The organism is Delftia acidovorans SPH-1, from assembly GCF_000018665.1.
GTDB lineage: Bacteria > Pseudomonadota > Gammaproteobacteria > Burkholderiales > Burkholderiaceae_C > Comamonas > Comamonas acidovorans.
In genome coordinates this window covers 1,116,790-1,142,517 of record NC_010002.1, presented here as the reverse complement: position 1 = coordinate 1,142,517, position 25,728 = coordinate 1,116,790, and the positions used below count along the sequence as shown (strand labels likewise).

Annotated in this window: 22 protein-coding genes; 9 read left to right on the top strand and 13 right to left on the bottom strand. The window is 68.9% G+C overall.

What is annotated here, in order from left to right:
• Position 1 precedes the first annotated feature (1 nt).
• Positions 2-1,081, bottom strand: coding sequence for an ABC transporter ATP-binding protein (locus tag DACI_RS05205; protein WP_043780690.1), 1,080 nt, complete (start codon positions 1,079-1,081; stop codon positions 2-4).
• A gap of 270 nt (positions 1,082-1,351) precedes the next feature.
• On the opposite strand from DACI_RS05205, the gene DACI_RS05200 reads away from it, so the two are divergent.
• The 3 genes from DACI_RS05200 to DACI_RS05190 all read left to right on the top strand — a co-directional run bounded on the left by DACI_RS05200 (position 1,352) and on the right by DACI_RS05190 (position 4,860).
• Positions 1,352-2,116 carry a DeoR/GlpR family DNA-binding transcription regulator gene (locus DACI_RS05200; protein ID WP_012202956.1) on the top strand — a complete coding sequence of 255 codons (765 nt, stop codon included), beginning with the start codon at positions 1,352-1,354 and terminating at the stop codon, positions 2,114-2,116.
• A 73-nt stretch (positions 2,117-2,189) separates the two neighbouring features.
• Positions 2,190-3,686: a glycerol kinase GlpK gene (glpK, locus tag DACI_RS05195; protein ID WP_012202955.1), complete on the top strand. Its 1,497-nt coding sequence runs from the start codon at positions 2,190-2,192 to the stop codon at positions 3,684-3,686.
• The gene (locus DACI_RS05190) at positions 3,655-4,860 is read left to right on the top strand and encodes an esterase-like activity of phytase family protein (protein ID WP_012202954.1); all 1,206 of its coding nucleotides are present in this window, start codon (positions 3,655-3,657) and stop codon (positions 4,858-4,860) included. Before glpK ends, DACI_RS05190 begins: the two co-directional genes overlap by 32 nt.
• Before the next feature lie 7 nt (positions 4,861-4,867).
• Here the strand turns inward: DACI_RS05190 and DACI_RS05185 are convergent, their stop codons facing one another.
• Positions 4,868-5,563: a GntR family transcriptional regulator gene (locus DACI_RS05185; RefSeq protein ID WP_012202953.1), complete on the bottom strand. Its 696-nt coding sequence runs from the start codon at positions 5,561-5,563 to the stop codon at positions 4,868-4,870.
• Between the two features lie 96 nt (positions 5,564-5,659).
• Here DACI_RS05185 and DACI_RS05180 point away from each other — a divergent pair, with 96 nt between their 5' ends.
• The 4 genes from DACI_RS05180 to proC all read left to right on the top strand — a co-directional run bounded on the left by DACI_RS05180 (position 5,660) and on the right by proC (position 10,117).
• The gene (locus tag DACI_RS05180) at positions 5,660-7,357 is read left to right on the top strand and encodes a thiamine pyrophosphate-binding protein (protein WP_012202952.1); all 1,698 of its coding nucleotides are present in this window, start codon (positions 5,660-5,662) and stop codon (positions 7,355-7,357) included.
• A gap of 64 nt (positions 7,358-7,421) precedes the next feature.
• Positions 7,422-8,414, top strand: coding sequence for a tripartite tricarboxylate transporter substrate binding protein (locus DACI_RS05175; RefSeq protein ID WP_012202951.1), 993 nt, complete (start codon positions 7,422-7,424; stop codon positions 8,412-8,414).
• 39 nt (positions 8,415-8,453) lie between these two features.
• Positions 8,454-9,245: a VOC family protein gene (locus DACI_RS05170; RefSeq protein WP_012202950.1), complete on the top strand. Its 792-nt coding sequence runs from the start codon at positions 8,454-8,456 to the stop codon at positions 9,243-9,245.
• A 32-nt stretch (positions 9,246-9,277) separates the two neighbouring features.
• The gene (gene proC, locus DACI_RS05165) at positions 9,278-10,117 is read left to right on the top strand and encodes a pyrroline-5-carboxylate reductase (protein WP_012202949.1); all 840 of its coding nucleotides are present in this window, start codon (positions 9,278-9,280) and stop codon (positions 10,115-10,117) included.
• A 72-nt stretch (positions 10,118-10,189) separates the two neighbouring features.
• Here the strand turns inward: proC and ubiA are convergent, their stop codons facing one another.
• The 6 genes from ubiA to recG all read right to left on the bottom strand — a co-directional run bounded on the left by ubiA (position 10,190) and on the right by recG (position 17,310).
• A complete protein-coding gene (gene ubiA, locus DACI_RS05160; RefSeq protein ID WP_043783182.1) occupies positions 10,190-11,059 on the bottom strand; it encodes a 4-hydroxybenzoate octaprenyltransferase in 870 nt (289 codons plus the stop codon).
• 125 nt (positions 11,060-11,184) lie between these two features.
• The gene (locus DACI_RS05155) at positions 11,185-11,982 is read right to left on the bottom strand and encodes a phosphatase PAP2 family protein (protein WP_012202947.1); all 798 of its coding nucleotides are present in this window, start codon (positions 11,980-11,982) and stop codon (positions 11,185-11,187) included.
• Positions 11,983-12,041: 59 nt separating this feature from the next.
• Positions 12,042-12,647, bottom strand: a complete 606-nt coding sequence (locus DACI_RS05150) for a Dps family protein (RefSeq protein ID WP_012202946.1) — start codon at positions 12,645-12,647, stop codon at positions 12,042-12,044.
• A gap of 120 nt (positions 12,648-12,767) precedes the next feature.
• A complete protein-coding gene (locus DACI_RS05145) occupies positions 12,768-13,733 on the bottom strand; it encodes a LysR substrate-binding domain-containing protein (RefSeq protein ID WP_012202945.1) in 966 nt (321 codons plus the stop codon).
• Between the two features lie 226 nt (positions 13,734-13,959).
• A complete protein-coding gene (locus tag DACI_RS05140; RefSeq protein WP_012202944.1) occupies positions 13,960-14,733 on the bottom strand; it encodes an MHYT domain-containing protein in 774 nt (257 codons plus the stop codon).
• A gap of 336 nt (positions 14,734-15,069) precedes the next feature.
• Positions 15,070-17,310: an ATP-dependent DNA helicase RecG gene (gene recG, locus DACI_RS05135; RefSeq protein WP_012202943.1), complete on the bottom strand. Its 2,241-nt coding sequence runs from the start codon at positions 17,308-17,310 to the stop codon at positions 15,070-15,072.
• A 194-nt stretch (positions 17,311-17,504) separates the two neighbouring features.
• Between recG and DACI_RS05130 the strand changes: the two genes are divergently transcribed.
• Both DACI_RS05130 and queA read left to right on the top strand, forming a co-directional pair.
• Positions 17,505-18,764, top strand: coding sequence for an HD-GYP domain-containing protein (locus tag DACI_RS05130; protein WP_012202942.1), 1,260 nt, complete (start codon positions 17,505-17,507; stop codon positions 18,762-18,764).
• Between the two features lie 98 nt (positions 18,765-18,862).
• Positions 18,863-19,963 (top strand): tRNA preQ1(34) S-adenosylmethionine ribosyltransferase-isomerase QueA, encoded by a 1,101-nt coding sequence (gene queA / locus DACI_RS05125; protein ID WP_034389929.1) that lies wholly within the window; start codon positions 18,863-18,865, stop codon positions 19,961-19,963.
• A gap of 180 nt (positions 19,964-20,143) precedes the next feature.
• On the opposite strand, the gene DACI_RS05120 is transcribed toward queA, so the two are convergent.
• Genes DACI_RS05120 through DACI_RS05100 form a run of 5 tightly spaced genes read right to left on the bottom strand, consistent with a single transcriptional unit; the run spans position 20,144 to position 25,724 of the window.
• Positions 20,144-20,902, bottom strand: a complete 759-nt coding sequence (locus DACI_RS05120) for an iron ABC transporter ATP-binding protein (protein ID WP_012202940.1) — start codon at positions 20,900-20,902, stop codon at positions 20,144-20,146.
• Positions 20,899-21,897, bottom strand: a complete 999-nt coding sequence (locus tag DACI_RS05115) for an iron chelate uptake ABC transporter family permease subunit (RefSeq protein WP_012202939.1) — start codon at positions 21,895-21,897, stop codon at positions 20,899-20,901. The genes DACI_RS05120 and DACI_RS05115 overlap by 4 nt, the downstream gene beginning before the upstream one ends.
• Positions 21,894-22,877 carry an ABC transporter permease gene (locus DACI_RS05110; protein WP_043780677.1) on the bottom strand — a complete coding sequence of 328 codons (984 nt, stop codon included), beginning with the start codon at positions 22,875-22,877 and terminating at the stop codon, positions 21,894-21,896. Before DACI_RS05110 ends, DACI_RS05115 begins: the two co-directional genes overlap by 4 nt.
• 46 nt (positions 22,878-22,923) lie before the next feature.
• Positions 22,924-23,934 (bottom strand): siderophore ABC transporter substrate-binding protein, encoded by a 1,011-nt coding sequence (locus tag DACI_RS05105; RefSeq protein WP_043780675.1) that lies wholly within the window; start codon positions 23,932-23,934, stop codon positions 22,924-22,926.
• A 14-nt stretch (positions 23,935-23,948) separates the two neighbouring features.
• The gene (locus tag DACI_RS05100) at positions 23,949-25,724 is read right to left on the bottom strand and encodes an enterochelin esterase domain-containing protein (protein ID WP_012202936.1); all 1,776 of its coding nucleotides are present in this window, start codon (positions 25,722-25,724) and stop codon (positions 23,949-23,951) included.
• Positions 25,725-25,728: the final 4 nt, after the last annotated feature.

The following is a 25,728-nucleotide window of genomic DNA, read 5'->3' as shown; positions in this document are numbered from 1 at the left end:
CTCATCGTCCTCCCGGCCGCGCCGGCGCCAGCAGCAGCGCGCCGTCCGTGCCGAAAACGTAGGCATGGGCCGGATCCAGGTGCAGCGTGACCGCGCTGCCCAGGTCCAGGTGGTGCACGCCCGTGACCTGGGCCACCAGCTCGCCCCAGGGCGTGGTGGCATGCACGAAGGTGTCGGAGCCCGAAATCTCGGCCAGTTCCACCACGCCCTGCAGTGCCAGATCGCCGGGCCGGGACTGCAGGCGCAGCGCGCTGGCGCGCAGGCCCAGGGTCAGTGGGCCGGACGCAGCCAGGTCCGCAGGCAGCGCCACGGGCAGCCGCGCGCCGCCCGGCAGTTGCAGCCCGCCCTCCACGGCACTGGCCGCGATCAGGTTCATGGGCGGATCGCTGAAGGCGCGCGCCACGCGCAGCGAATTCGGCTGATGGAAGACCTCGGCCGTGGGGCCGTACTGCAGCAGTTCGCCCTCATGCAGCACAGCCGTGTAGCCACCCAGCAGCAGGGCCTCGCCGGGCTCGGTGGTGGCATAGACCACGGTGGAGTCGCCCGTGGCGAACAGCTGGGTCAGCTCCTCGCGCAGTTCCTCGCGCAGCTTGTAGTCGAGGTTGACCAGGGGCTCGTCCAGCAGCATCAGCGGAGCGCCCTTGGCCAGGGCGCGCGCCAGCGCCACGCGCTGCTGCTGGCCGCCCGACAGCTCGGCCGGGTAGCGGTCCAGGAACATCTCGATGTGCAGCCGCTCGGCCAGGGCGCGCACGCGCTGCGCCACGTCGCGGTCGCCGCGCAGCTTGAGCGGCGAGGCGATGTTGTCCGCCACCGTGAGCGAGGGATAGTTGATGAATTGCTGGTAGACCATGGCCACGTTGCGCTCGCGCACGGGCATGCCGGTCACATCGACGCCATCGGCGCGCACACGGCCTTCGGTGGGCACGTCCAGGCCGGCCATGATGCGCATCAGGCTGGTCTTGCCGGCCTGCGTGGCACCCAGCAGCACGGTCACCGCGCCGCTTTCCAGTTCAAGGTGCATGGGGTGCAGCCAGGTCTGGCCGCCCACGCGTTTGCTGATTCTCTCCAACACCAGTTCCACGACCGCCCTCACTGACGAGGCCGCCTCGGGGGCAGCGATTGAACAAGGAGAAACATCTCGCTCAAGGCGGCGATTGCGCGCCATCCGAAAGCAAGAACGTGATCATTTTTGTTCTTTCCAGATCGCAGCCCATCAACACATACCCTAGGTGCTGTTCTTTTTTCTTCGTTTTAAAGTTCCCCAACCCACGGCCGGCCAGGGGCAAATGCGCTATAACCCGGTCGCCCCGCCTTGTTTGCCTGAGAACGCACCAGATCTGGAATCGCCGCCGTGAACACCAATCCCCGACAACTACAGCTGCTCGACGAAGTGCGCAGCCGCCAGTCCACTTCGGTGGAGCAGCTGGCCGAGATCCTGGGCGTGACCCTGCAGACCGTGCGCCGCGACATACAGAAGCTGGCCGATGCGGGCCTGATGGTGCGCTTTCACGGCGGCGTGCGCGTGCCCAGCGCCACGGTGGAGAACCTGGGCCACACCCAGCGCCAGGTGCTGCATGCCGAAGGCAAGTCGCGCATTGCGCGCGCCGTGGCCGAGGCCATTCCCAACGGCTGCTCGCTGATCCTGAACATCGGCACCACCACCGAGGCCGTGGCCCAGGCCCTGCTCAAGCACCGGGGCCTGCGCGTGATCACCAACAACCTCAACGTGGCGGCCATCCTCAGCTCCAACGCCGACTGCGAAGTCATCGTGGCCGGCGGCGTGGTGCGCACGCGCGACCGGGGCATCGTGGGCGAGGCGGCCGTGGACTTCATCCGCCAGTTCAAGGTGGACATCGCCCTGATCGGCATCTCGGCCATCGAGCCCGATGGCAGCCTGCGCGACTTCGACATGCGCGAAGTCAAGGTGGCCCAGACCATCATTGCCCAGTCGCGCGAGGTCTGGCTGGCCGCCGACCACAGCAAGTTCCACCGCCAGGCCATGGTGGAGCTGGCACGCCTGGACCAGATCGACCGCCTGTTCACCGATACCGCGCCCCCCGCCCCGTTCGATGCACTCCTGCGCGAAGCCGAAGTGCAATGCGTGGTGGCGCAGTAAGTTTTCCGCAGCCGCTGCGCCACCGCCCGCACAGGACACGCGCACCGGCCCTGCTTTTCCTGGATACCGCACCATGACCTATCTGCTTGCCCTGGACCAGGGCACCTCCAGCTCGCGCAGCATCGTCTTCGACACCCAGGGCCGCATCGTGGCCTCGGCCCAGCTGGAGCTGCCGCAGATCTATCCGCGCCCCGGCTGGGTCGAGCACGATCCGCGCGAGATCTGGCGCACCCAGCTGGCCACGGCGCGCGAGGCCCTGGCCAAGGCCGGGCTGGCGGCGGCCGACATCCGCGCCCTGGGCATCACCAACCAGCGCGAGACCACCGTGGTCTGGAACCGCGCCACGGGCCAGCCCATACACCACGCCATCGTCTGGCAGGACCGCCGCGCCGAGCCGCTGTGCGCCCAGCTGCGCGAGGCCGGCCATGCCGACACCATCCAGCGCAAGACCGGCCTGCTGATCGACGCCTATTTCTCGGGCACCAAGCTGCGCTGGATTCTGGACAACGTCAACGGCGCGCGCGCCGCCGCCGAGCGCGGCGAGCTGGCCTTCGGCACCGTGGACAGCTGGCTGATCTGGCAGCTCACGGGCGGGCGCCGCCATGTGACCGATGTCTCCAACGCCAGCCGCACCATGCTGTTCAACGTCCACACCAACCAGTGGGACGACGATCTGCTGGCGCTGCTGGAGATTCCGCGCGCGCTGATGCCCGAGGTGCTGCCTTCCGCCGCCGATTTCGGCCGCACAGCTGCCGAGGTGCTGGGCGGCGAGATCGCCATCGGCGGCGTGGCCGGCGACCAGCAAAGCGCCCTCTTCGGCCAGGCCTGCTTTTCGGCCGGCATGGCCAAGAACACCTATGGCACGGGCTGCTTCATGCTCATGCACACGGGCGGCGTGTTCCAGACCTCCGCCAACGGCCTGCTGACCACCGCTGCGGCACAGCCCACCGCTGCGCCGGCCTATGCGCTGGAAGGCAGCGTCTTCGTGGGCGGCGCCGTGGTCCAGTGGCTGCGCGACGGGCTGCGCGCCATCGAGCACAGCGGCCAGGTGCAGCAACTGGCCGAGAGCGTGCCCGATTCGGGCGGCGTGATGATGGTGCCGGCCTTCACCGGACTGGGCGCCCCCTACTGGAAGCCCGATGCGCGCGGCACCATCACGGGCCTGACGCGCGGCACCACCATTGCCCACATCGCGCGGGCCGCGCTTGAATCCATCGCCTTCCAGAGCGCCGCCCTGCTGCTGGCCATGAGCCGCGACGCGGTGGCCAGCGGCGGCGCGCCGGTGAGCGAACTGCGCGTGGACGGCGGCGCCTGCGTCAACAACCTGCTCATGCAGTTCCAGGCCGACCTGCTGGGCATTCCCGTCGTGCGCCCGGCCTGCGTGGAGACCACGGCCCTGGGCGCTGCCTACCTGGCGGGCCTGTCCTCGGGCGTGTACCAGAGCACCGAGGAACTGTCGGCGCTGTGGAAGGCCGAGCGCCGCTTCGTGCCCACGCTGGACAAGCACCGCGCCGACGAGCTGATGGCGCGCTGGGAGCATGCGGTGGCCCAGACTGCGCTGGCGGCCTGACAACGGGCTCACGGCCTTGTTCAAGGCGGCCAGCCTGGTGCTTTCCGGCCTGCTGCTGGCCGGCTGCGCCGCGCCGCCCCAGGCCCTGCCGGCCCCGCAGCCCACGGCATGTGCGCGCCTGCAATGGCTGGGCAGCACCACGATTGCGCGCGATGAACCCATCCATGGCGCCACCACCGGCGGCATCTCGGGCCTGAACTATGACGCCCGGCGCGGCGACTTCGTGGCCATCAGCGATGACCGCTCGGCGCGCGGCCCCGCGCGCTGGGTGCGCCTGCGCATAGAGCAGCTGGACGCGGGCCAGCGCGCCGGCCCCAACCCCTGGCAGGCGCAGGTCACCGAAGTGCATCCGCTGCTGGATGCCGAGGGCCGCTGGCTGCGCCCGCGCCATGCCGCGCCCGCCACCCAGCCCGTGCCCGACCCCGAAGCCATCCGCCTGCTGCCGGACGGCGGCCTGCTGTGGACCGATGAAGGCGACCCGGGCCGGGGCTTTGGCACCTCGCTGGTGAGGACCGACGCCACGGGCCGCCAGATCGCGCGGTGGTTCTACGCATTCAAGGACGAGGACGGCAGGCCGGGCCTGCGCTCGAACTTCGGCTTCGAGGGGCTGGCCGTCACGCCGGACGGCCAACAGGCCTGGCTGGCCCTGGAAGCGCCGTTGCGCCAGGACGGCCCGCGCGCCAGCGCCGCCACGGCAGGCGCGCCCGTGCGCATCAGCCTCGTCAGCCTGGACGACGGCCGGCTGCTGCGCCAGATCGCCTACCAGCCCGATGCCGTGCCGGCCGCCAGCTGGGCCCTGCCCCAACGCGAGGTCAACGGCATCAGCGAGATCCTGCCGGACGGACCCGACCATCTGCTGGTGCTGGAGCGCTCCTACAGCCCGGGCCACGGCTTTGGCGCGCGGCTGTACCGCATCGGCCTGGATGCGCCTGGCACGCTGGCCCTGGCCAGCTTCGCGCAAACGCCGCCACAAGTGGCCGTCAAGCAACTGGTGGCCGATCTGTCCACCGTGCAGCCCGGCCGGCTGGACAACATGGAAGCCATGTCCTGGGGCCCGCCGCTGCCCGACGGCACCCGCGTGCTGGTGTTCGCCAGCGACGACAACTTCAACCCGGCGCAGGCCAACCAGATCCTGATCACCGCCTACCGGCCCTCGCCGCCCTGCGCACCCTGAAGGCGTTTCAGGGCGTGGCCTGCACCTGCTCCTGCGGCAGGTAGATGCGCGTCAGCCCGCGCGCAATGGCCTCCACGATCTGCTCGCGCCGCAGGCCGATGTGCTCGGCCATCAGGCGTTCGCTGGCCTGGGCGTCGCGCGCACGCAGTGCCTGCAGGATTTCCAGGTGCTCGTGCTGGGTGGAGGCGCGCCCCACGCTCTCCATGTCGATCCAGCGGATGAAGCGGATGCGCTCGTTCAGGCTCGCCAGCATGCGCCGCAGCTCGGCGTTGTCGGCCATGTCGGCAATGCGCAGGTGGAATCCCTCGTCCAGGTCCACCAGTTGCCGGATCGGCGTATCGGAGGCCACGCGCTGGCTCTGCTCCAGATAGGCCAGGGCCTCGTCGAGCTGGGCATCGGTGGCGCGCTCCACGGCCAGGCGCACGCATTCGCGCTCCACGGCCACGCGGGCCTCGTACAGGTCCAGCGACTCCTTCACGTCCAGTTCGCGCCGCATGTAGCCGCGGCTGGCCGGCAGCAAAAAGCCATCGGCCACCAGCCGCGTCAGTGCCTCGCGCACGGGCGTGCGGCTCACGCCCAGGCGCAGGGCCAGTTCGCTTTCGCTCAGGCGCTCGCCCGGCTTGAACTCGTAGGAGATGGCCATGTCACGCAGCGTGCTGTAGACGCTGGAGCCCCGTTCATGGCGGATGTTGGAGATTTTCATGGCGCCATTGTGCCCTTTGGCGCTGCGCATTCTTTTAAGTATACTGAAATGGATTCTTAAAAATCCCATCACCCAACCTGCCTGGAGACTCCCGACATGACCACCGCTTTCAATGGCGCCGACGCCATGGTCCGCATGCTGCAGCTCAATGGCGTCAAGCACATCTTCGGCCTGTGCGGCGACACCAGCCTGCCCTTCTACGACGCCATGGCGCGGCTGGACCACGGCATGGACCACATCCTCACGCGGGACGAGCGCAGCGCCGGCTACATGGCCGACGCCTATGCGCGCGTCACAGGCAAGGTGGGCGTGTGCGAAGGCCCCAGCGGAGGCGGCGCCACCTACCTGCTGCCCGGCCTGGCCGAGGCCAACGAGTCCTCGGTGCCCGTGCTGGGTATCACCTCGGACGTTTCCGTGGGCGCACGCGGCAAGTTCCCGCTGACCGAACTCGACCAGCAGGCGCTGTACAAGCCGCTGACCAAGTGGAATACCACCATCGACCGCGTGGACCAGATTCCGCACGCCGTGCGCAGCGCCTTTCGCGCCATGACCACGGGCCGGCCCGGCGCCACCCATATCTGCCTGCCCTATGACGTGCAAAAGCACACGCTGGATCCGGCCGATGTCTGGGCCCAGCCAGGGCATGACCACTATCCGGCCTATCGGTCCGCCCCCGATCCGGCGGCCGTGGCCGAGGCGGCCGACCGCCTGGTGGCGGCGCGCTGCCCCGTGCTGATCTGCGGCGGCGGCGTGCTCATCGCAGGCGCCAGCGCCGCACTGGATGCGCTGGCCACCGTGCTCAACGCGCCCGTGTGCTCCAGCGTCAGCGGCCAGGGCAGCCTGGCGGGCAGCCATCCGCTCAATGCCGGCGTGGTGGGCACCAATGGCGGCGTCGAGGCCACGCGCGCCGTGGTGGCGCAGGCGGACCTGGTGATGTTCATCGGCGCCCGGGCCGGCTCCACCACCACCGAGCACTGGCAGATGCCCTCGCGCAAGGTCACCATCGTCCACCTGGACGTGGACGCCATGACCATAGGCACCAACTACCGCACCGACGTGGCCCTGGTGGGCGACGCCCTGCTGGGCCTGCAGGCGCTGCACGCGGCCGTGCAGCAGCGCATCGCCCGCCGCCCCGCCGATGCCGCGGACGGCGCCTCGCTGGCGGCCACCGCGCGCGCCGCCAAGCAGGCCTTCTTCGCACCGCTGGCCGCCTCGCTGGAGCGCCCCATCAAGCCCGAGCGCGTGGTGGACACGCTCAACCGCCTGCTGCCCGCGCGCGCAATCGTGGTGGCCGACCCCGGCACGCCCTGCCCCTACTTCACGGCCTATTTCGACGCGCCCCAGGCCGGCCGGCACTTCATCACCAACCGCGCGCACGGGGCGCTGGGCTTTGCCATGTCCGCCGGCTTTGGCGCCGCCATCGGCCAGCCCGATTCCGTGGTGGTCGCGGTCATGGGCGACGGCAGCTTCGGCTTCACCTGCGGCGAGCTGGAAACCATCGTGCGCCGCAACGTGCCGCTGAAGATGATCGTGTTCTCCAACAGCGTGTTCGGCTGGATCAAGGCCAGCCAGAAGTCCGGCTACGATGAACGCTACTTCTCCGTCGACTTCAACCGCACCCACCATGCCCGCGTGGCCGAGGCCTTCGGCGTCAAGGCCTGGCAGGTGCATGACCCGGCAGATCTCGAAGCCGCGCTCAAGGCCGCGCTGATGCACGACGGCCCGGCGCTGGTGGATGTGATCTCGCAAGAGCTCCAGGACACGGCCGTTCCGGTGAGCCAGTGGATGGGTTGACTCCAGGCCCCACGCACAGACCCCTCTCCCCTCTGCCCGTCAATGCGCTTGAAAAGGAGTTTCCATGCCCTGCCCCCCTTCACGCCACCTTTCCCGCCGCCAGCTGCTGCTGGCCACGGCCGCCGCATGCCTGCTGGGGCCGTCCGGCACGGCATCCGCGCAGGGCGCCACCCCGCTCAAGCTGGTCATCACCTTCCCGCCGGGGGGCAGCACCGACATCGCCGCCCGCATACTGCAGCCGCGCCTGGGTGAGGTGGCCGGCCGCCCGGTGATCGTCGAGAACCGCCCCGGCGCCGCCAGCCAGATCGCCACCCAGTACGTGGCCAAGTCGGCCCCGGACGGCAACACCCTGCTGTTCAGCTTCGACACCCATGCCATCAACCCCATCGCCAAGTCCCGGCTGCCCTACGACACCTTCAAGGACTTCACGGGCGTGTCGCTGGCGCTGCGCTTTCCGCTGGTGATCGGCGCTTCGGCCTCGGTGCCCGCCAAGGACCTGGCCGGCTTCCTGGAACTGGCGCGCCGCAACCCGGGCAAATACAGCTACGCATCGACCGGCCTGGGGTCCATGAACCACCTGGTGATGGAGGACATCAAGCGCCGCTCGGGCACCTACGTGCTGCACGTGCCCTACGGCGGCGGCGGCCCGGCCGTGCAGGCCGTGCTCGGCAATGTGTCCGACCTCACCCTGCTCAGCTACGCGGCGCTGCGCGGCCAGATTTCGGCGGGCAAGATCAAGCCGCTGGCGGTGACCGGCCTCAAGCGCCTGCCCGAACTGCCCGACGTGCCCACCGTGGCCGAGTCCGGCTTCCCGGGCTTCGAGGCCTATTCGTGGATCGGCGTGTTCGCGCCTTCCGCCACGCCGGCAGCCACGGTGCACAAGCTCACCGAAGACTTCCAGGCCACGCTGAACACGCCCGACATCCGCAGCAAGCTCATGCAGTCGGGCTTTGAAGTCATGGCCACGGACGGACCCGCCCTCGACCGCTGGGTGCGCCAGGAATATGAGCGCTGGGGCCGCTTCGTGCGCGACAACAAGGTCCAGCTCGAAGACTGAGAATCCGGACGGCCCCCCTTACACCACACAGGAGCATTCATGGCACTTCCGCTGGACCACATCGTCATCGCCGTGCAGGACCTCGAGGCCGCCGTGGCGGACTACCGCGCGCTGGGTTTTCAGGTCGCCATCGGCGGCCGTCATCCGGGCCGCACCTCGCACAACGCACTGGTCGTGTTTGCCGACGGCGCCTACCTGGAGATCATTGCCTGGACCGCCCCGGCGCCCGAAGAGCGCTGGTACCGCACGCTGCGCGACCATGGCGAAGGGCTGGTGGACTTCGCCCTGCTGCCCCAAAGCACCGCCCAGGCCCTGGCCGAGGCGCGCGGGCGGGGGCTGGATACCCTGGTCGGCCCCGTGGACGGAGGCCGCGTGCGCCCCGATGGCGCGCAACTGCTGTGGCAGACGGCGCGCCACGCCACGCCCGACCTGCCCTTCCTGTGCGGCGACGTCACGCCGCGCGCGCTGCGCGTGCCCGAGGGCAGCGTGCGCGAGCATCCCAACGGCGCGCTGGGCGTGGCCTCGCTGACCGTCGCCGTGCACGACCTGGACGCCAGCCTGGACCGCTACCGGGCGCTGCTGGGCCCGGGCCTGCCGCTGCAGAGGCTGGACAACCAGGGCGCGCGGCTGGCATTGCCGGGGTTCGACCTGCTGCTGCAAGGCGCGCAGGCACTGGCGGCGTCCGACGCACTGCGCCAGCGCCTTGCCACGCGCGGAGAGGGTCCTTGCGCGCTCACCCTGCGCCAGCGGCCGGGCGCCCCGGCACAGCCCCTGGACCTGGCCGCCAGCCATGGCGTGGACATGCGCTGGCACGGTGTGAACACGCTCTAAACTCTTCGTTTTCCTTCTCCACCGCCACCAGCATGAACACCGTTTCCACAGCCTCCCCTGTCATCGCCTTCATCGGTGGCGGCAACATGGCCAGCGCCATCATCGGCGGACTGATCGGCCAGGGCCAATCCGCAGACCGCATCGTCGTCGTCGAACCCTTCGAGGCTGCACGCGACGCGCTGCGCACGAACTTCGGCATCACGGCGCATGCCGATGCCGCGGCCGCCGCCAGCGCGCTGGAGGGTGCCGGCATCGTGGTCTGGGCCGTCAAGCCCCAGACCTTCAAGGAAGCCGCCCAGGCCGTGGCGCCGCATACCGCCCAGGCCCTGCACCTGAGCGTGGCCGCCGGCATTCCCACGGACTCCATCGCCCAGTGGCTGGGCACGGGCCGCATCGTGCGCGCCATGCCCAATACGCCGGCCCTGGTGGGCAAGGGCATGACGGGCCTGTTCGCATGCGCCCAGGTCGATGCCGCAGGCAAGAGCGCCATCGAGCAGGTCGTTGCCACCACGGGCCAGTTCGTCTGGGTCGACCAGGAAGCGCACCTGGACGCCGTGACCGCACTGTCGGGCTCGGGCCCGGCCTATGTCTTCCTGTTCCTCGAAGCCATGACACAGGCCGGCGTGGACATGGGCCTCACGGCCGAGCAGTCCTACCGCCTGGGCGTGGCCACCTTCCAGGGCGCATCGGAACTGGCCGCCCGCTCCACCGAAAGCGCCGACGTGCTGCGCCAGCGCGTGACCAGCAAGGGCGGCACCACCCACGCCGCCATCACCCACATGCAGGCGCAACAGGTGCCCGAGCATTTCGTGGCCGCCATGCGGGCAGCGGAAACACGGGCCAAGGAGCTGGCCGCCGAATTCGGCCGCTGAGCCCGGCGCAGCGCCCCAGGCTTCATGCAAAAGGGAGGCACCGGCCTCCCTTGTTTTTTCAGCGCTGAGCCCTCAGCGCAGCGCAAACCCCAGCGCCACGCCCGCGAACAGGCTGGCACCGATCCAGTGGCTCTTGCTGAACGCCACGAAGCAGCCCTCGCGCGTGCGGTGGCGGATCAGGGTGAAGTGCCAGATCACCTGGGCCGCGGCCACGGCCAGGCCCAGCCAGAAAGGCCAGGCCAGGCCATAGGGCGCCAGCGCCCAGACGGTGAGCAGGCCGCAGAGCACGAAAAAGCCCATGACGGCCACCACGTCGAAGCGGCCCAGGGTGATGGCCGAGGTCTTCATGCCGATCCTGAGGTCGTCGTCGCGGTCCACCATGGCGTATTCGGTGTCATAGGCCAGCACCAGGAACATGTTGGCGAGCCACAGAATCCAGGCCGTGGCCGGCACCTGGCCCTGCACGGCGGCGAAGGCGATCACGATGCCGAAGTTGAAGGCAATGCCCAGGAAGGCCTGGGGCATGGCGAAGAAGCGCTTGGTGAACGGGTAGAGGATGGTGAACAGCACGGCGGGCACGGACCAGGCCACGGCCTCCCAGCGCGTGGTCAGCACCAGGCCCAGCGAGACCAGGGCCAGGGCCGCGCCCAGCAGGGCGGCCTCCTTGACCGAGACCTGCCCCGAGGTGATGGGCCGCTGCGTGGTGCGCTTGACGTGGCGGTCGAAATCGCGGTCGGCGATGTCGTTGATGCAGCAGCCGGCGCTGCGCATCAGCACCGTTCCCAGCACGAAGACCACCAGCAGATGCCAGCCCGGAAACCCGCCCGCTGCCACCCACAGTGCGGCCAGCGTGGGCCAGACCAGGACCAGCCAGCCGGCCGGCCGGTTGAAGCGGACCAGGTCCAGATAGAGCGACAGTTTGCTGCGCCGGGGCGCAGGCATGGGCGTGGAGGAGGTGGTGGGCATGGCGTCTGGGCGCCGATGGCGGCCGTGGGCCGACCATCGCACGCATCACATTCGAAATGCCCGCATTGTCGCCGCTGGGCGGGCAGGCTCGGCGGCGCGCCTCAGCAGCGCCTGCCGGCAACACGGGTTTGCGCCCACTCCACGGCACAGATCACCAGCGCCATCCAGGCCAGGCCCAGCAGCCAGCCGGCCAGCACATCGCTGGCATAGTGCACGCGCAGCACCACGCGGCTGGCGCCCACGCCCAGGGCGACAGCCAGGGCCGCCAGGCCCACGGGCCAGCGCCAGGCCGGGCGCAGGTACGGCAGCAGCAGCCAGGCCAGCATCAGATAGAGCACGAAGGTGCCCGCACTGTGGCCGCTGGGGAAACTGAAGCCGCCTTCAGGCACCCAGCCACCCACGGGGCGCGGACGGCCCACGCTGGTCTTGATGGCGCGTATCCACAGGCCCACGCCAGCCGTGGCCACCACCCAGGCGGCCGCATGCAGCCAGTCGCGCCGCCACAGCAGCAGCGCCAGCACGGCGGCCGACAGCGACACCATCCAGGCCACATTGCCCAGTTGGGTGAAGGCGACCACGGGGCGCACCCAGGCATCGGTGGCATGGCCGGCCAACCACAGGTGCAGGGCCTCGTCGAGCACCGGCCAGTCGGTGCAGGTGGCGCAGCCTGCGGGCTGGGCCAGGCCCAGCATGTCGCGCACCATCACGGCCAGTGCCAGCAAGGCCAGCACGCCGGCGGCAGCCAGGCCCAGCCATGCGGCCCGCGGCATGGGCAGGCCTGCGTGGCGCAGCCGGGCCGTGGCAGGCAGGCGCAGATAGAAAAAAAGGCCGCCCAGGGCGGCCAGTACCAGGCACAGGCCGCCCGTGGCGGCGTGTGCGTCAATCCAGGTCCAGAGCATGCGGTGGCATCACTCCCGGGCCAGGGTGGGTACGCGGGAAGACTGGGGTTTGCGCAGCATCAGTCTTCGAGCAGGGCGCGCAGCATCCAGGCGGTCTGCTCGTGCACGGTCAGGCGCTGGGTCAGCAGGTCGGCCGTGGGTTCGTCGCTGGCCTTGTCGGCCTGGGGGAACAGGCTGCGCGCTGTGCGGGCCACGGCCTCGTGGCCGGCGACCAGGATGCGCACCATCTCCAGGGCCTTGGGCGGATCGTGGGGCACGTCGGCCAGGCTGGTGAGCTTGCCGAAGTCGGCATAGGAGCCCGGCGCGAAATGGCCCAGCGCACGGATGCGCTCGGCGATGGGGTCGACGGCGTTCCACAGCTCCGTGTACTGCCCCATGAACATGGTGTGCAGCGTGTTGAACATCGGGCCGGTGACGTTCCAGTGGAAATTGTGCGTGGTCAGATACAGCGTGTAGGTGTCGGCCAGCAGGGCCGACAGGCCCTTGGCGATGGCCGCGCGGTCCTTGTCGCTGATGCCGATATGGATGGCGGAGGAGCGCACGGACGCCGGTGCCACGTCGGCCAGTGCGGCCTTTGCAGGCTGCACTGCCTTGTCCGCCTTGTCGGCCTGCACGGCCTCTGGCTTCTTTGCACCGGACTTGTCTTTGCTGGCATTTTTGGCCATGGGATCCCTTTCAGCTTCGTACAAACGGAAGATGCTCCCGGCAGGTCGCCCGGGAGCCAGTTGCAACGATAACGCAAGCGCAGCGGCCCCACAGGCCCGACTCGCGCGCCGGTGCGGTCATCAGGACAGGCGTTTGACGCCGGGCAAGGCGCAGGCGTAGACCGCGTTGCGCAGGGCGGCGATGGCCTCGTAGCGCGTGAAGCTGCGGCGCCAGGCCAGGACCACGCGGCGTGTCGGCGGAGGCGAGCCGTCGTCCTCGAGGATGGGCAGGTAGCGGATGTGCGGCTCATCGGTCTTGCGGCGGCGCGCCGTGGTCTCCAGCGCATCGGCGGGCACGGACAGGCGCGGCACCAGGGTCACGCCCATGCCGGCGGCCACCATGTGCTTGATGGTCTCCAGCGACGAGCCTTCGAAGGTGCGGCGAATGCCTTCGGCATTGCTGGCATAGCGTGCGAACTCGGGGCAGACCTGGAGCACATGGTCGCGGAAGCAGTGGCCCGAGCCCAGCAACAGCATGGTCTCGTTCTTGAGATCGCTGGTGGAGACATGGTCCTTCTGGGCCAGCGCATGGGTGCTGGGAACGGCGGCCATGAAGGGCTCGTCGTACAGCGGCGCCAGCGCCAGGCCGGTGTCGGGGAAGGGCTCGGCGACGATGGCGCAGTCGATCTCGCCGGTGCGCAGCATCTCCAGCAGCTTGATGGTGTAGTTCTCCTGCAGCATCAGCGGCATCTGCGGCGTGCGCATGATGGAGTTGCGCACCAGGTCCGGCAGCAGGTAGGGGCCGATGGTGTAGATCACACCCAGGGTGAGCACGCCGGACAGCGGGTCCTTGCCGCGCTTGGCGATTTCCTTGATCTCGGCGGCCTGCTCCAGCACGCTTTGCGCCTGACGGATGATCTCCTCGCCCAGCGACGTGACCGACACTTCGCCGGCACTGCGCTCGAAGAGCTTGACATCGAGCTCCTCCTCCAGCTTCTTGATCGCCACGGACAACGTGGGCTGGGACACATAACAGGCTTCGGCGGCGCGGCCAAAATGCTTTTCACGTGCCACGGCCACGATGTATTTGAGTTCGGTAAGTGTCATTGGCGAGCTGTGTCTGGGAGGGAGCCTCGGAAAATACGATGGTCTTACACCAAGAACCTGTGCCGGAACCTTTGTGCAATCAGGCCTTGCGGCCGGCTTGCCGGGGTGCTCCCCTCAAAAGTTCCTGCACAGGTTCTAGGATTTGTCCTAATTCGATTGTGCCAGTCCTCGTCCGCGCATGACCACTGCGCGCTCCCCGACCCGCCGGCTTTTTGTATTTATCCACCTAGTGCAACGGCCGGCGCATCCGGTCGCGTTGCTGCATGAGCTGGTCCATGCCTATCAATGCAGCCAGGCCTATGGCCACGATCACGGTAAAGACCGGAAGGTCCAGGGCGCTGATCACGGCAAAGCCTTGCGGCCTAGCATAACGCTGTGCCTCTGAAATGCATACGAAGTCCGCTGCGGCCATGCCGGTGTAGTGCATGGAACAGACCGCTGCGCCCATGACGGCGGCGGCCAGCGCACGCATGCCCGGCGAGCTGGTGCGAAACGAGAGCCACAGCGCGGCGCTGGCCGCAGCCACGGCGATGCCCACGGACAGCAGCACGGTGGGAACAGACCAGACGATGAAGCCCGGAAAGCGCATGCCATACATGCCCAGGTAATGCATGAAGGCCACGCCCAGGCCCAGCAGGGTGCCCGCGCCCAGCACGCGCGCCCCGCTTTCGGGCCGCCGCGCGACAAAGGCCAGCGCCACCGAGGTGGCGGCAACGGCGGCGCACAGGGACGCCAGGGTTTCGACCATGGAGTAGCCCGAACCCATGCCCAGGTTCAGCGCCAGCATGCCCGTGAAATGCATGGACCACACGCCGATGCCGCCCAGCGCCGTGCCCGCCGCCAGCAGGTTCAGCCAGCTGAGGCCCTCGCGTCCCCGGATGCGCTGCGCCGCAGTCAGGGCCACGAAGGAGCCCAATACGGCAATGCCATAGGACAGGGCCACCAGGCCCATGCGCCAGGAGGTCTCGACGATCTCATTCGCTTGAACGGCTTCATTCATGTTGGCAGCTCCTCATTCGCAGAAAAATGGGACAACACAAGAGTGATCGCGGCCGTCCTCCCCGTGGGGGAGGCTTGGCAGGCCATCCCCTCCCGGATGGAGCTACCCTGTTTTTTGTGACTCAATGTACCAAAAGGTCACAAATATTCAATGCCGTAACGGGGCGGCGCTGTCACCGCCAGGACGGCATGAAGCGCTCCATTTCGATGGCTACAACGCGCGTGGAAACCATGTCTGGCGCGGGCTGCAGGCCTGCGGAAGATGCCGCTGCCAGGCAGCGCCTGGACGCGTAAAAATACGTAACACAACCACCCGGCAGGGAATGGAACGGGCCGATCAGGCCTTGAGGAATTCGGCCTTGCCGCCCAGCCAGCGGCCCACATGGCGTTGGGCCAGTTGCGGGTGCTGCTCCAGCATGCGCGGCGCCAGCTCGCGGGCCCAGTCGAGCAGCATCAGGTCCTGCTCCAGGTCGGCAAAGCGCAGCATGGGAGCGCCGGACTGGCGTGCGCCCAGGAATTCGCCTGGGCCGCGGATCTCCAGGTCGCGCCGCGCGATCTCGAAGCCGTCGTTGGTCTCGGCCATGGCGCGCAGCCGGTCCTTGGCCGTCTCGCCCAGGCGCCCACTGTCTCCCACCGAATACAGCAGCACGCAGGCCGAGGCCGCCGCACCCCGCCCCACGCGCCCGCGCAGCTGGTGCAGCTGCGACAGGCCGAAGCGCTCCGCATGCTCGATGACCATGAGCGAGGCGTTGGGCACGTCCACGCCCACTTCGATCACCGTGGTGGAGACCAGCACGCCCATGACCCCGGCGGAGAACAGCTCCATCACGGCCTTCTTCTCGGCCGTGGGCATGCGCGAGTGCAGCAGGCCGACCATGACGCCGGGCAGCATCTCGCTCAGATAGGCATGGGTGGCCGTGGCGTTGGACAGGTCCAGCGCCTCGCTTTCCTCGATCAGCGGGCAGACCCAGTAGACCTGGCGTCCTTCCGCGACCTGGGCGCCTATGCGCTCGATGACCTCGTCCTTGCGGCTGTCGGCAATGAGCTTGGTGACGATGGGCGTGCGGCCCGGCGGCAGCTCATCGATGGTGGACACATCCAGGTCGGCGTAGTAGCTCATGGCCAGGGTGCGCGGGATGGGCGTGGCGCTCATCATCAGCAGATGGGGCTCCATGCCCGAGGCCGCGAGCTTCTGGCGCAGCGCCAGCCGCTGGGCCACGCCAAAGCGGTGCTGCTCGTCGATGACGGCCAGCGCCAGGTTCTTGAACTGCACCTGGTCCTGGATGACGGCATGCGTGCCCACGACCAGGGCCGCCTCGCCGCTGTGGACCAGCTCCAGCATGGCGGTGCGTTCCTTCTTCTTCTGCGCGCCGGCCAGCCAGGCCACGCGCTTGCCCAGCGGGGCCAGCAGCGGCTCCAGCCAGCCGACCAGCTTGCCGAAATGCTGCTCGGCCAGGATTTCGGTGGGCGCCATCAGCGCGCACTGCCAGCCGGCCTCGATGCAGGCCACGGCCGACAGCGCCGCCACCACGGTCTTGCCCGATCCCACATCGCCCTGCAGCAGCCGGTGCATGGGCATGCGGCGCTCCATGTCGGCAAGGATCTCGGCCACCACGCGCTGCTGGGCGCCGGTCAGGCCAAAGGGCAATTGGTCCAGGAACTGGCGCGCCAGGCCCTGGGCGCTGTCCATGGGCTGGGCGCGCAGCACGGGTGCCCTGAGCCGCGCGCGTTCGCGCTTGGCCTCGTATTGGGACAGTTGCTGGGCCAGCAGCTCCTCGGCCTTCAGGCGCTGCCAGGCCGGGTGCGAATGGTCTTCCAGCGTGGCCAGGGCCACATCGGGCGTGGGGTGGTGCAGGAACTGCAGCGCATCGCGCAGGCTGAACAGCGGCGGCAGCCCGCCGTTGCCATGGAACTGCGCCACGGGCGGATGCTCGCCCTGGGGCAGGGTATCGGAGAGATCGGCGCGCAGCATGGCCGTGACCGCCGCGCGGCGGATGTAGGCCTGGGGCAGGCCCGCCACCGTGGGATAGACGGGCGTGAGCGCCGTGGGCAGGTCGCCGCCCGCCGCGCGAAACGCCGGGTGCAGCATCTGCCGGCCCCAGAAGCCGCCCTTGACCTCGCCGCGGATGCGCAGCCGCGCGCCCACGGACAGGGTTTTCTGGTGCGAGGGGTAGAAGCTGAAGAAGGTCAGCACGCACTCGGCCGTGCCATCGTCCACCGTGACCTTGAGCATGCGGCGCGGGCGCAGTTGCACCTCGCTGTGGGTCACCGTGGCCTCGATCTGCACCGTGTCGCCCTCGCGGGCATTGCGCAGCGCGGTGATGCGCGTCTCGTCCTCATAGCGCAGCGGCAGGTGCAGGGCCAGATCGATGTCGCGCACCAGGCCCATCTTCTGCAGCGCTTTCTGCGCGGCGCTGGCTGCGGGCTTGGCGGGCGCTGCGGGCTTGTCTCCTGCCTTGTCCGCTGCCTTGCCGCCCTTGCCTGCGGCCTTGCCCTTGCCCTTGCCGGCACGCGCGGCCTTGCCGCCGGGGGCGTCGCGCCCCAGATCTGGGAAGGCAGAGGAGACGTTCAAGGGCATGGGCTATCCTGTTTCAGAGCATGCGCATGGGCATGGGCGGGCATGCAGCATAGTGTATGAATATACAGGTGTAGGCAACACGCCACGTTCATGCCGGATGCCCTTGCCCAAAGCACCCTTGAGGCCCCGGGTCTCTGGGGAAGCCGCTACCATGCACGCTGACGTTACGTAGTGTTACCCCGCCACCGAATGCCATGTTGAAGCGTATCAATGTCCAGCATGTCACTCTGGGCATGTTCCTGCACGAGTTCTGCGGCTCCTGGATGGAGCATCCTTTTTGGCGAACCCGTTTCCTGCTCCGCTCCGAGGCCGACCTCCAGCGCCTGCGCTCCACCTCCATCCAGGAGGTCTGGATCGACGTGCGCAAGGGCCTGGACGTGGGTGTCCAGGTGCCTTGCCTGCGCTTTGACCCGCAGGACGAGCTTCGCCACCAGATCCCGGACAGCGCCCGCCCTGTCTCCGAGCAGAGCACGGCCCCCATTTCCACCGCCACCGAGCTGCGCCGCGCCGCCCAGACCTGCGTGCAGGCCAGGCAATTGCTCAGCCGCCTGTTCAGCGACGCGCGGCTGGGCCGGCCCGTGGACGCCACGGCCGCCGGGCAGCTGGTGGACGATGTGACGGCCTCCGTGGCGCGCAATCCCCATGCCCTGATCGGCCTGGCACGGCTGAAGACGGCCGACGACTACACCTACATGCACAGCCTGGCCGTGTGCGCGCTGATGGTGGCGCTGGCCAAGCGCATGGGCCTGGACGACCACAGCCTGCGCAAGGCCGGCATGGCCGGTCTCATGCACGACCTGGGCAAGACCGCGATTCCGGTCGCCGTGCTCAACAAGCCCGGGCCGCTGGACGATGCGGAATGGGCGCTGATGCGCGCCCACCCACGCCATGGCGAGCAGCTGCTGCGCCCGCTGGGCCTGGACGACGAGGTCATCGATGCCTGCCTGCACCACCACGAAAAGGTGGACGGCAGCGGCTACCCCGACGGACTGCAGCAGGGCGACATCGGCCTGCTGGCGCGCATGACGGCGATCTGCGATGTCTACGACGCCATCACCTCGGACCGGCCCTACAAGAAGGGCTGGCCGCCCTCGGAGGCGCTGCGGCGCATGGCCGAGTGGAGCCCCCGCCATTTCGACAAGCGGCTGTTCGAGCAGTTCGTGCAGACCGTGGGCATCTATCCGCTGGGCTCGCTGGTGCGCCTGCATTCGCAGCGCCTGGCCGTCGTGGTCGATGCCTCGCCGGGCAGCCTGCTGGCGCCGCGCGTCAAGGTGTTCTATTCGCTGCGCCAGGCCTGCCGCATCACGCCCGAGATCGAGGACCTGTCCGAAAGCCAGGGCAACGACCGCATCATCGCGCGCGAGGACCCGGCGAACTGGGACTTCCCGGATCTGGAGACGCTGTGGCTGGAGTTCGAACGCCAGCCCCAGACACAGGCCCAGATGGCCAAGTGACCGCCGCGAAATTCCGGGGATGACCCCAGGGTTTGCGACAATGGCGGACTTCCGTTCAACGAACTTGGAACGGGCCCTGTCCGGCCCTCAAGCACTGCATGTCCTCCCTGTCCCGTGTGTTTTCGCTCAGCGATTTCGACTTCGAGCTTCCTGAGAACCTGATCGCCCAGCATCCTGCCGCCCAGCGCAGCGCCTCGCGCCTGCTCGACGGCCGCGACGATGCCACCCCGCCCACCGACCGCATCTTCCACGAGCTGCCCGACCTGCTGCAGCCCGGCGACCTGCTGGTGTTCAACGACACGCGCGTGCTCAAGGCGCGCATCTTCGGCGAGAAGGCCAGCGGCGGCCGGCTGGAGCTGCTGGTCGAGCGCGTGCTCGAAGGCAACGATGTCGTGGCCCACATGCGCGTCAGCAAGAAGCCCCTGCCCGGCTCGCGCATCCACCTGTGCGGCGGCAAGAACCGCGGCGGCTTCGACGCCGTGCTGCGCGGCCGCTGGCCCGACGAGAACGGCCCGCTGTTCCACCTGAGCTTCGAAGGCCCGCGCGGCGAGACGCCGCACGAGCTGATGGAGCGCTTCGGCCACCTGCCGCTGCCGCCCTATATCGAGCGCCACCAGGACACCGGCAACGACCCCGATGCCGCCGAAGACAGCGAGCGCTACCAGACCGTCTTCGCGGCCCGCCCCGGCGCCGTGGCCGCGCCCACGGCCGCCCTGCACTTTGACGACGCCGTGCTGGCCCGTCTGGCCGAGCGCGGCATCGAGCGCGCCAGCGTCACGCTGCACGTGGGCGCCGGCACCTTCCAGCCCGTGAAGACCGAGAACCTGGCCGACCACCAGATGCACAGCGAGTGGTACGAGATCCCGCTGGCCACGCTGGCTGCGCTGGAACGCTGCCGCCAGCGCGGCGGCCGCGTCGTCGCCGTGGGCACGACCACGGTGCGCACGCTGGAGTCCTGGGCCCAGACAGGCCAGTTCTCCGGCGACACGCGCATCTTCATCACGCCCGGCTTCGAGTACCAGGTGGTCGATCTGCTGATCACCAACTTCCACCTGCCCAAGAGCACGCTGATGATGCTGGTCAGCGCCTTCGCGGGCTACGAGCAGGTGATGGCGCTGTACCGCCATGCGATTGCGCAGGAGTACCGCTTCTTCAGCTATGGCGACTCCATGCTGTTGAAGAAGAAAAGCACCCCCTGAGTCGCTTCGCGCCTTCCCCCGTTGCACGGCGCCTCTCTACCCGCTTCGCGAGGGAGGGGGGCATACGGGCAGCAGGCGACACCCTCGCTGCGGGGCGGCGCGGCCGGCTTAGGCCCTTGCTTGGTGTCCCTCGCCTCAGGCCGCGCCAGGTTCAAGCGCCAAGCCCGAAACGCCGCATGTTCAACCAAAGTAATGGCAAAGCCTGCGGCCCTTGACTTCGTGCACGCTGACGGGGATGCCGTAGAGGCTGCTGAGGACCTCGTCCTGCACGACCTCGGCCGGCGTGCCCGCCACGGCCAGGCGGCCGTCCTTGAGCGCGATGATGTGGTCGGCGTAGCAGGAGGCGAAGTTGATGTCGTGCAGCACCATGACCACGGTCTTGCCGCGTTCGGTGACGGCGCGGCGCAGCAGGCCCATCATGCTGACGGCGTGGGCCATGTCCAGGTTGTTCAGCGGCTCGTCCAGCAGGATGAAGGGCGTGTCCTGGCACAGCACCATGGCGATGTAGGCGCGCTGGCGCTGGCCGCCTGACAGCTCGTCGAGAAAGCGCTCGGCCAGCGGCGTGAGCTGCAGGTACTCCATCGCCTCGTCCACATGGCGCAGGTCTTCGGGGCCCAGCCGGCCCTTGCTGTGCGGAAAGCGGCCAAAGCCCACCAGGTCGCGCACCGTCAGGCGCAGCGTGCTCTGGTTGTCCTGGCGCAGGATGGCCATGATGCGCGCCAGCGCCTCGGTGGGCGTGGTGGCCACGTCGAGGCCGGCCACCCGCACCTTGCCCGCCGTGATGGGCATGAGGCGGCTGACCAGGGACAGCAGCGTGGACTTGCCCGCACCGTTGGGCCCGATGATGGCCGTCAGCGCCCGCTCGGGCACATCGAAATTGAGCTCCTGCAGCACTGCCGTGCCGCCATGGCGCTTGAGCAGATCACGCACCTCGATCATTGGGTCCCCTTGCGCATGAGCAGCACGATGAAGACGATTCCACCCAGGAACTCCACCACGATGCTCAGCACGGTATTGAATTGAAAAAGCTGCTCCAGCAGCACCTGCCCGCCCATGAGCAGCACGCAGCCCCAGAGCACGGCCGCAGGCAGCACCCAGGCATGGCGGCGCGTGCCCATGGCGTGATAGGCCATGTTGCTGACCAGCAGGCCGAAGAAGATCACCGGGCCGACCAGGGCCGTGGACACGGCCACCATGCAGGCCACCACGGCGAGCAGCCGCAGCACGCGGCCCTCGTAGTCCAGGCCCAGGCTGACGGCGGCATCGCGCCCCAGCGAGATCACGTCCAGCACGCGGCGCTGGCGCCAGATCCAGGCGCTGCCCAGGGCGATCAGCAGCAGCGACGGCAGCAGCAGCTGCAGGTTCACCGCGTTGAAATTGGCGAACATGCGGTCCTGCAGCGCCGTGAACTCATTGGGATCGAGCACGCGCATGGCCAGCCCGGCCAGGCTGCGAAAGAAGATGCCTCCCACCATGCCCACCAGCAGCATCAGATGCAGGCTGCTGGCATGGCCCACGAACAGCCAGCGCATCAGCAGCACGCTGAAGCCCATCATCAGCACGATGTTGAGCGCATAGCGCCCGACCTCGCCCATGGCGGACACGCCCGCCGCGCCCAGCATCAGCACCATGGACGCCTGCACGAACAGGTACAGCGCATCCAGCCCCATGACGGAAGGCGTGAGGATGGTGTTGTGCGACACGGTCTGGAACACCACGGTGGACAGGCCGATGGCACAGGCCACCAGCGCCATGGTCAGCACCTTGGCGCCCCGGTGCTCCAGCACGAAGGCCCAGTCGGTCTTGACGCCCACGGTCATAAAGGCCAGCAGGCACAGCAGGGCCAGCGCGCCCAGCAGCGCCAGGCGCGCGCCATGGCCCCAACTGCGCGCTGCAGGCCCATCGGAAGCAACGGATTGCGGCAGGCTGCTCATGCACGGTCCTTGCGGCGGCGCAGGATCAGCGCCAGGAACAGGGCACTGCCCAGCACGCCCAGCACGGTGCCCACGGGAATTTCATAGGGAGCGATCAGCAGCCGCCCGACCAGGTCGCACAGCACGGTCAGGCCCGCGCCGATCAGCGCCACCCACAGCACGCTGCGGCGCACGTTGTCGCCCAGAACCAGGCGCACCACGTTGGGCACGATCAAGCCCACAAAGGGCAGGCTGCCGGCCGTGACCACCACGGCCGAAGTAGCCACGGCCACCACCACCAGCCCCTGCCAGACCAGGCGCCGGTAGTTCAGGCCCAGGTTGGTGGCAAAGCTCTCGCCCAGGCCCGCCACGGTGAAACGGTCGGCCGCCAGGCAGGCCAGGGCCGTGACGCCCAGCGACAGCCACAGCAACTCGTAGCGGCCTTGGACCACCAGCGAGAAATCGCCGTTGGACCAGGACTTGAGCGCCTGCATCATGTCGAACTGCAGCGCCAGAAAGCTGGCGGCTGCCTCCAGCACGCCGGCCAGCACCAGGCCGACCAGGGGCACCATCCACGACGAGCGCAGCCGGATGCGCGAGAGCACGGCCAGGAACAGCGCCGTGCCCAGCAGTGCCGCCACGGCCGAGATGCCCATCTTGGCCATCACCGGCCAATGCGGCACCCAGAGGAACGCGGCCAGCATGCCCAGGCTGGCCGACTCCACCGTGCCCACGGTGGAAGGCTCCACGAAATGGTTGCGCGCCAGCATCTGCATGAGCAGTCCGCAGACCGCCATTGATGCGCCGGCCAGCACCAGGGCCAGCGTGCGCGGCACGCGGCTGTAGACCAGCACCTGGCTGGCCAGGTCGTCCTCGCTGCGCGACCACAGCACGCTCCAGTGCATGTCGCCCGCGCCCACCATCAGGCTGGCCAGCGACAGCGCCAGCAACAGGCCCAGCGCGAAAAGCCAGGCAAGGGCCTGGCGAGAGGGGCGTGACATGGGCGCGGCGTGCGCGGTGGCGACAGGCGGGCTCAACGCTTTGAGGTCATGTGCGGGTGAAGGCATCCGACAGTTGCTGGATATTGGCCTTCAGTGCGCCCGGCCCGGCGTTGGACAGGGTGTACCAGTTGGCTGCATTCAGATAGACCACCTGCTTGCCGCGCCAGGCCTTGGTGGCGCGCACCAGCGGGTTGTCCAGCAGTTGCTGGGCGGTCTTGCCATCCTGGCCGATGGCCACGTCGCGGTCGATGACGAACAGCCAGTCGGGATTGGTCTTGAGCAGGAACTCGAAGGAGACCACCTGCCCATGGCGTGCCACCGTCAGGTTGTCGATGGCCGGCTTCACGCCGAACACATCGTGCAGCATGCCGAAGCGCGAGCCCGGACCGTAGGCACTGAGCTTGCCGCCCGAGGTCAGCAGCACCAGCCCCTTGCCGGCGTCCTGCGCCTTCCCATGCAGTGCGGTGATGGCCTGCTCCACCGACCGGACCTCGGCCTCGGCCTTGTCCTGCAGGCCGTAGACGGCGCCCAGCGTGCGGATGTTGCGGTAGATGTCCGCCATCTGGTGCTGGTCGCTGACACTGAGGTCCAGCACGGGCGCGAAGCGCGACAGCTCCTTGTACTTGGCTTCGGAGCGGCCGCCCACGATGATGAGGTCGGGCGACAGCGCCTTGATGGATTCGTAGTCGGGCTCGAACAGGCTGCCGATGCGTGCGTATTTCGCATCGGCATAGCGGGCCAGCAGCGGCGGCATCTTGAACTCGGGCACTCCCCGCACCTCGCCGCCCAGCGCCTGCAGCGTGTCCAGCGCCGCCAACTCGAACACCAGGACGCGCACGGGCTTGAAGGGCACCTGGACCTCGCCCTTGGCATGCGGCACGGTCACGGTCTTGCCAGCCGCTGCCGTCTGGGCATGGGACATCTGCGCCGCCAGCGGCAGCGTGACCAGCACGCCCAGGCCCTGGCCCATCTTCGCCAGGATCCGACGACGGGAATGATTTGCATTCATGGTGTTCATCTTTACAGTGATTGCTGTATTGCCAGGAAGTTCAAACATTGGTTTTTGCGGCATCAGGGAAGTGCAGGCGTGCCGTCCGGCATGCGCTCGCAGGCCGGCAGGCCCTGGGCAAAGCGCCCAGGGTTGAGCAGGGCCACCAGGCCGCAGGCCAGCGAGCCCTGCCACTGCAGATAGTCATGGCTGGTCTCGTGCTCGGCCTGGGTGACCTCGTAGCCCTTGGCGCGCAGCACATCGGCCAGGTGGCGGTTGGTTTCCAGGATGCCGTCCTGCCCGCCGCGTGCGCGCTCGTAGCGGCCTGCATCCAGATAAAAGCGCACGGGCTGGCGCGGCTCCTGGGCATAGCGGCGCTGCACCCAGCCCGGCACCTCGCCGGCCGGCGACCACCAGAACGATCCCGACATGCTCAGCACGTTGCCAAACCAGCGCGCATTGACCAGACCCGCATAGGCCGAGGCCAGGCCGCCAAAGCTGGAGCCACCGATCACCGTGCGTGCCGCCGGCTGGCCCAGGCCCTGTTCACCCACCCAGGGCATCAGTTCCTCATCCAGAAAGCGTGCGAAGGCGGTGTTGGGCGGCAACTCCCTGCCGCGCGCCTGCGGGCTGGCGTTGTCCACCAGCACCACGGCCGTGGGCGGGATCAGGCCGTCGGCCATGAGGTTGTCGATGAGGGTGGGCGTGGACACCTGCTTCGCATAGGCGTTGCCGTCGAACAGCACCAGAAGCGCCTCGGGCGCCTGGCCGCCCGCCGGGCGGTAGGTCCAGACATCGCGGCTGTTGCCCAGAACGCGGCTGGACAGGCGGTGCTGCACCAGCGCCCCCCGGGCCACGCCCGCGCGCGGCGCCACCCAGGGCTGGGGCGGTGCCTTGGGCAGCTCCAGCACGGAGGCGCCCTGGAAGGCGTCGATGAAGCCGCCCTGAGGCGACTTTGGCGGCTGCGGAAACACCTTGGGATTGAGCGGATCGCGCTGCGCCGTGGCCAGCAGGGCGCGGCGCTGCTCCATGGCCGAGCCTGCGATCAGCGGCACATCGGGCGCCAGGCGGTAACTGAGCCGCGCGTTGTCGGCCATGCGGAAGCTGGCCCACCAGACATCGCTGCCGGCCAAATGCTGCAGCGGATCATGGTTGCCGGCCGGGCTGCCGAACAGGCGAACCCCCTGCATGCCGGCGCGCGGCTGGCCACGCCACAGGAAGGTGACCAGGGACTGGCCGCCGGGCAGCGGCTCCACCATCGGCGTGCCCTCCTCCTGCACGCGCCGCCAGAAGGCGTCTGCCGCCACGCCCGAACCCGCGCCGCGCTGGATGGCCTGCGCCAGGGCCTGCAGGCGTGGGCTTTCCAGTGCAGGCCGCTCCGAGGCCTGCACAGCCTTGGCGCCCAACGGCGCAAGACTGGAGGTCAACCGCAGCGCAAAGCGGCCGGCTGCGGATTTCACCTCGCCGGCCATCAGCGCGTCCGTTGCGATGTGGCGCGCCACCAGCCTTTGCCTGCCGGCTCCCTCCGTGACCCACATCAGCGACTGCGCGCCGCCATCGGGCCGCGCCAGGCGGCGCAGGTGTCGGCCCTGGGCATCCTCCAGGTCCAGGGCCACGCCCTGCCCTTCGAATTCACCCTGGACCACGTGGCCGGCGGGCAGATCGACGCGCCAGGACTCGCGCCCACCGGCAGCCAGGACCCCTGTGGCCGCCTGGCCCGGCGCCAGCGTGCCCGGCCGTGCGGCCAGGGCCTGCCGCGATGCGGCTGCCGTCATGTCTTCACCGGCATGGACGGCTGCGCCCAGCAGGCACAGCAGCGAGGTGGCCAGGCACAGGCCTTGTCGTGCAGCTTGCGCCATGGCG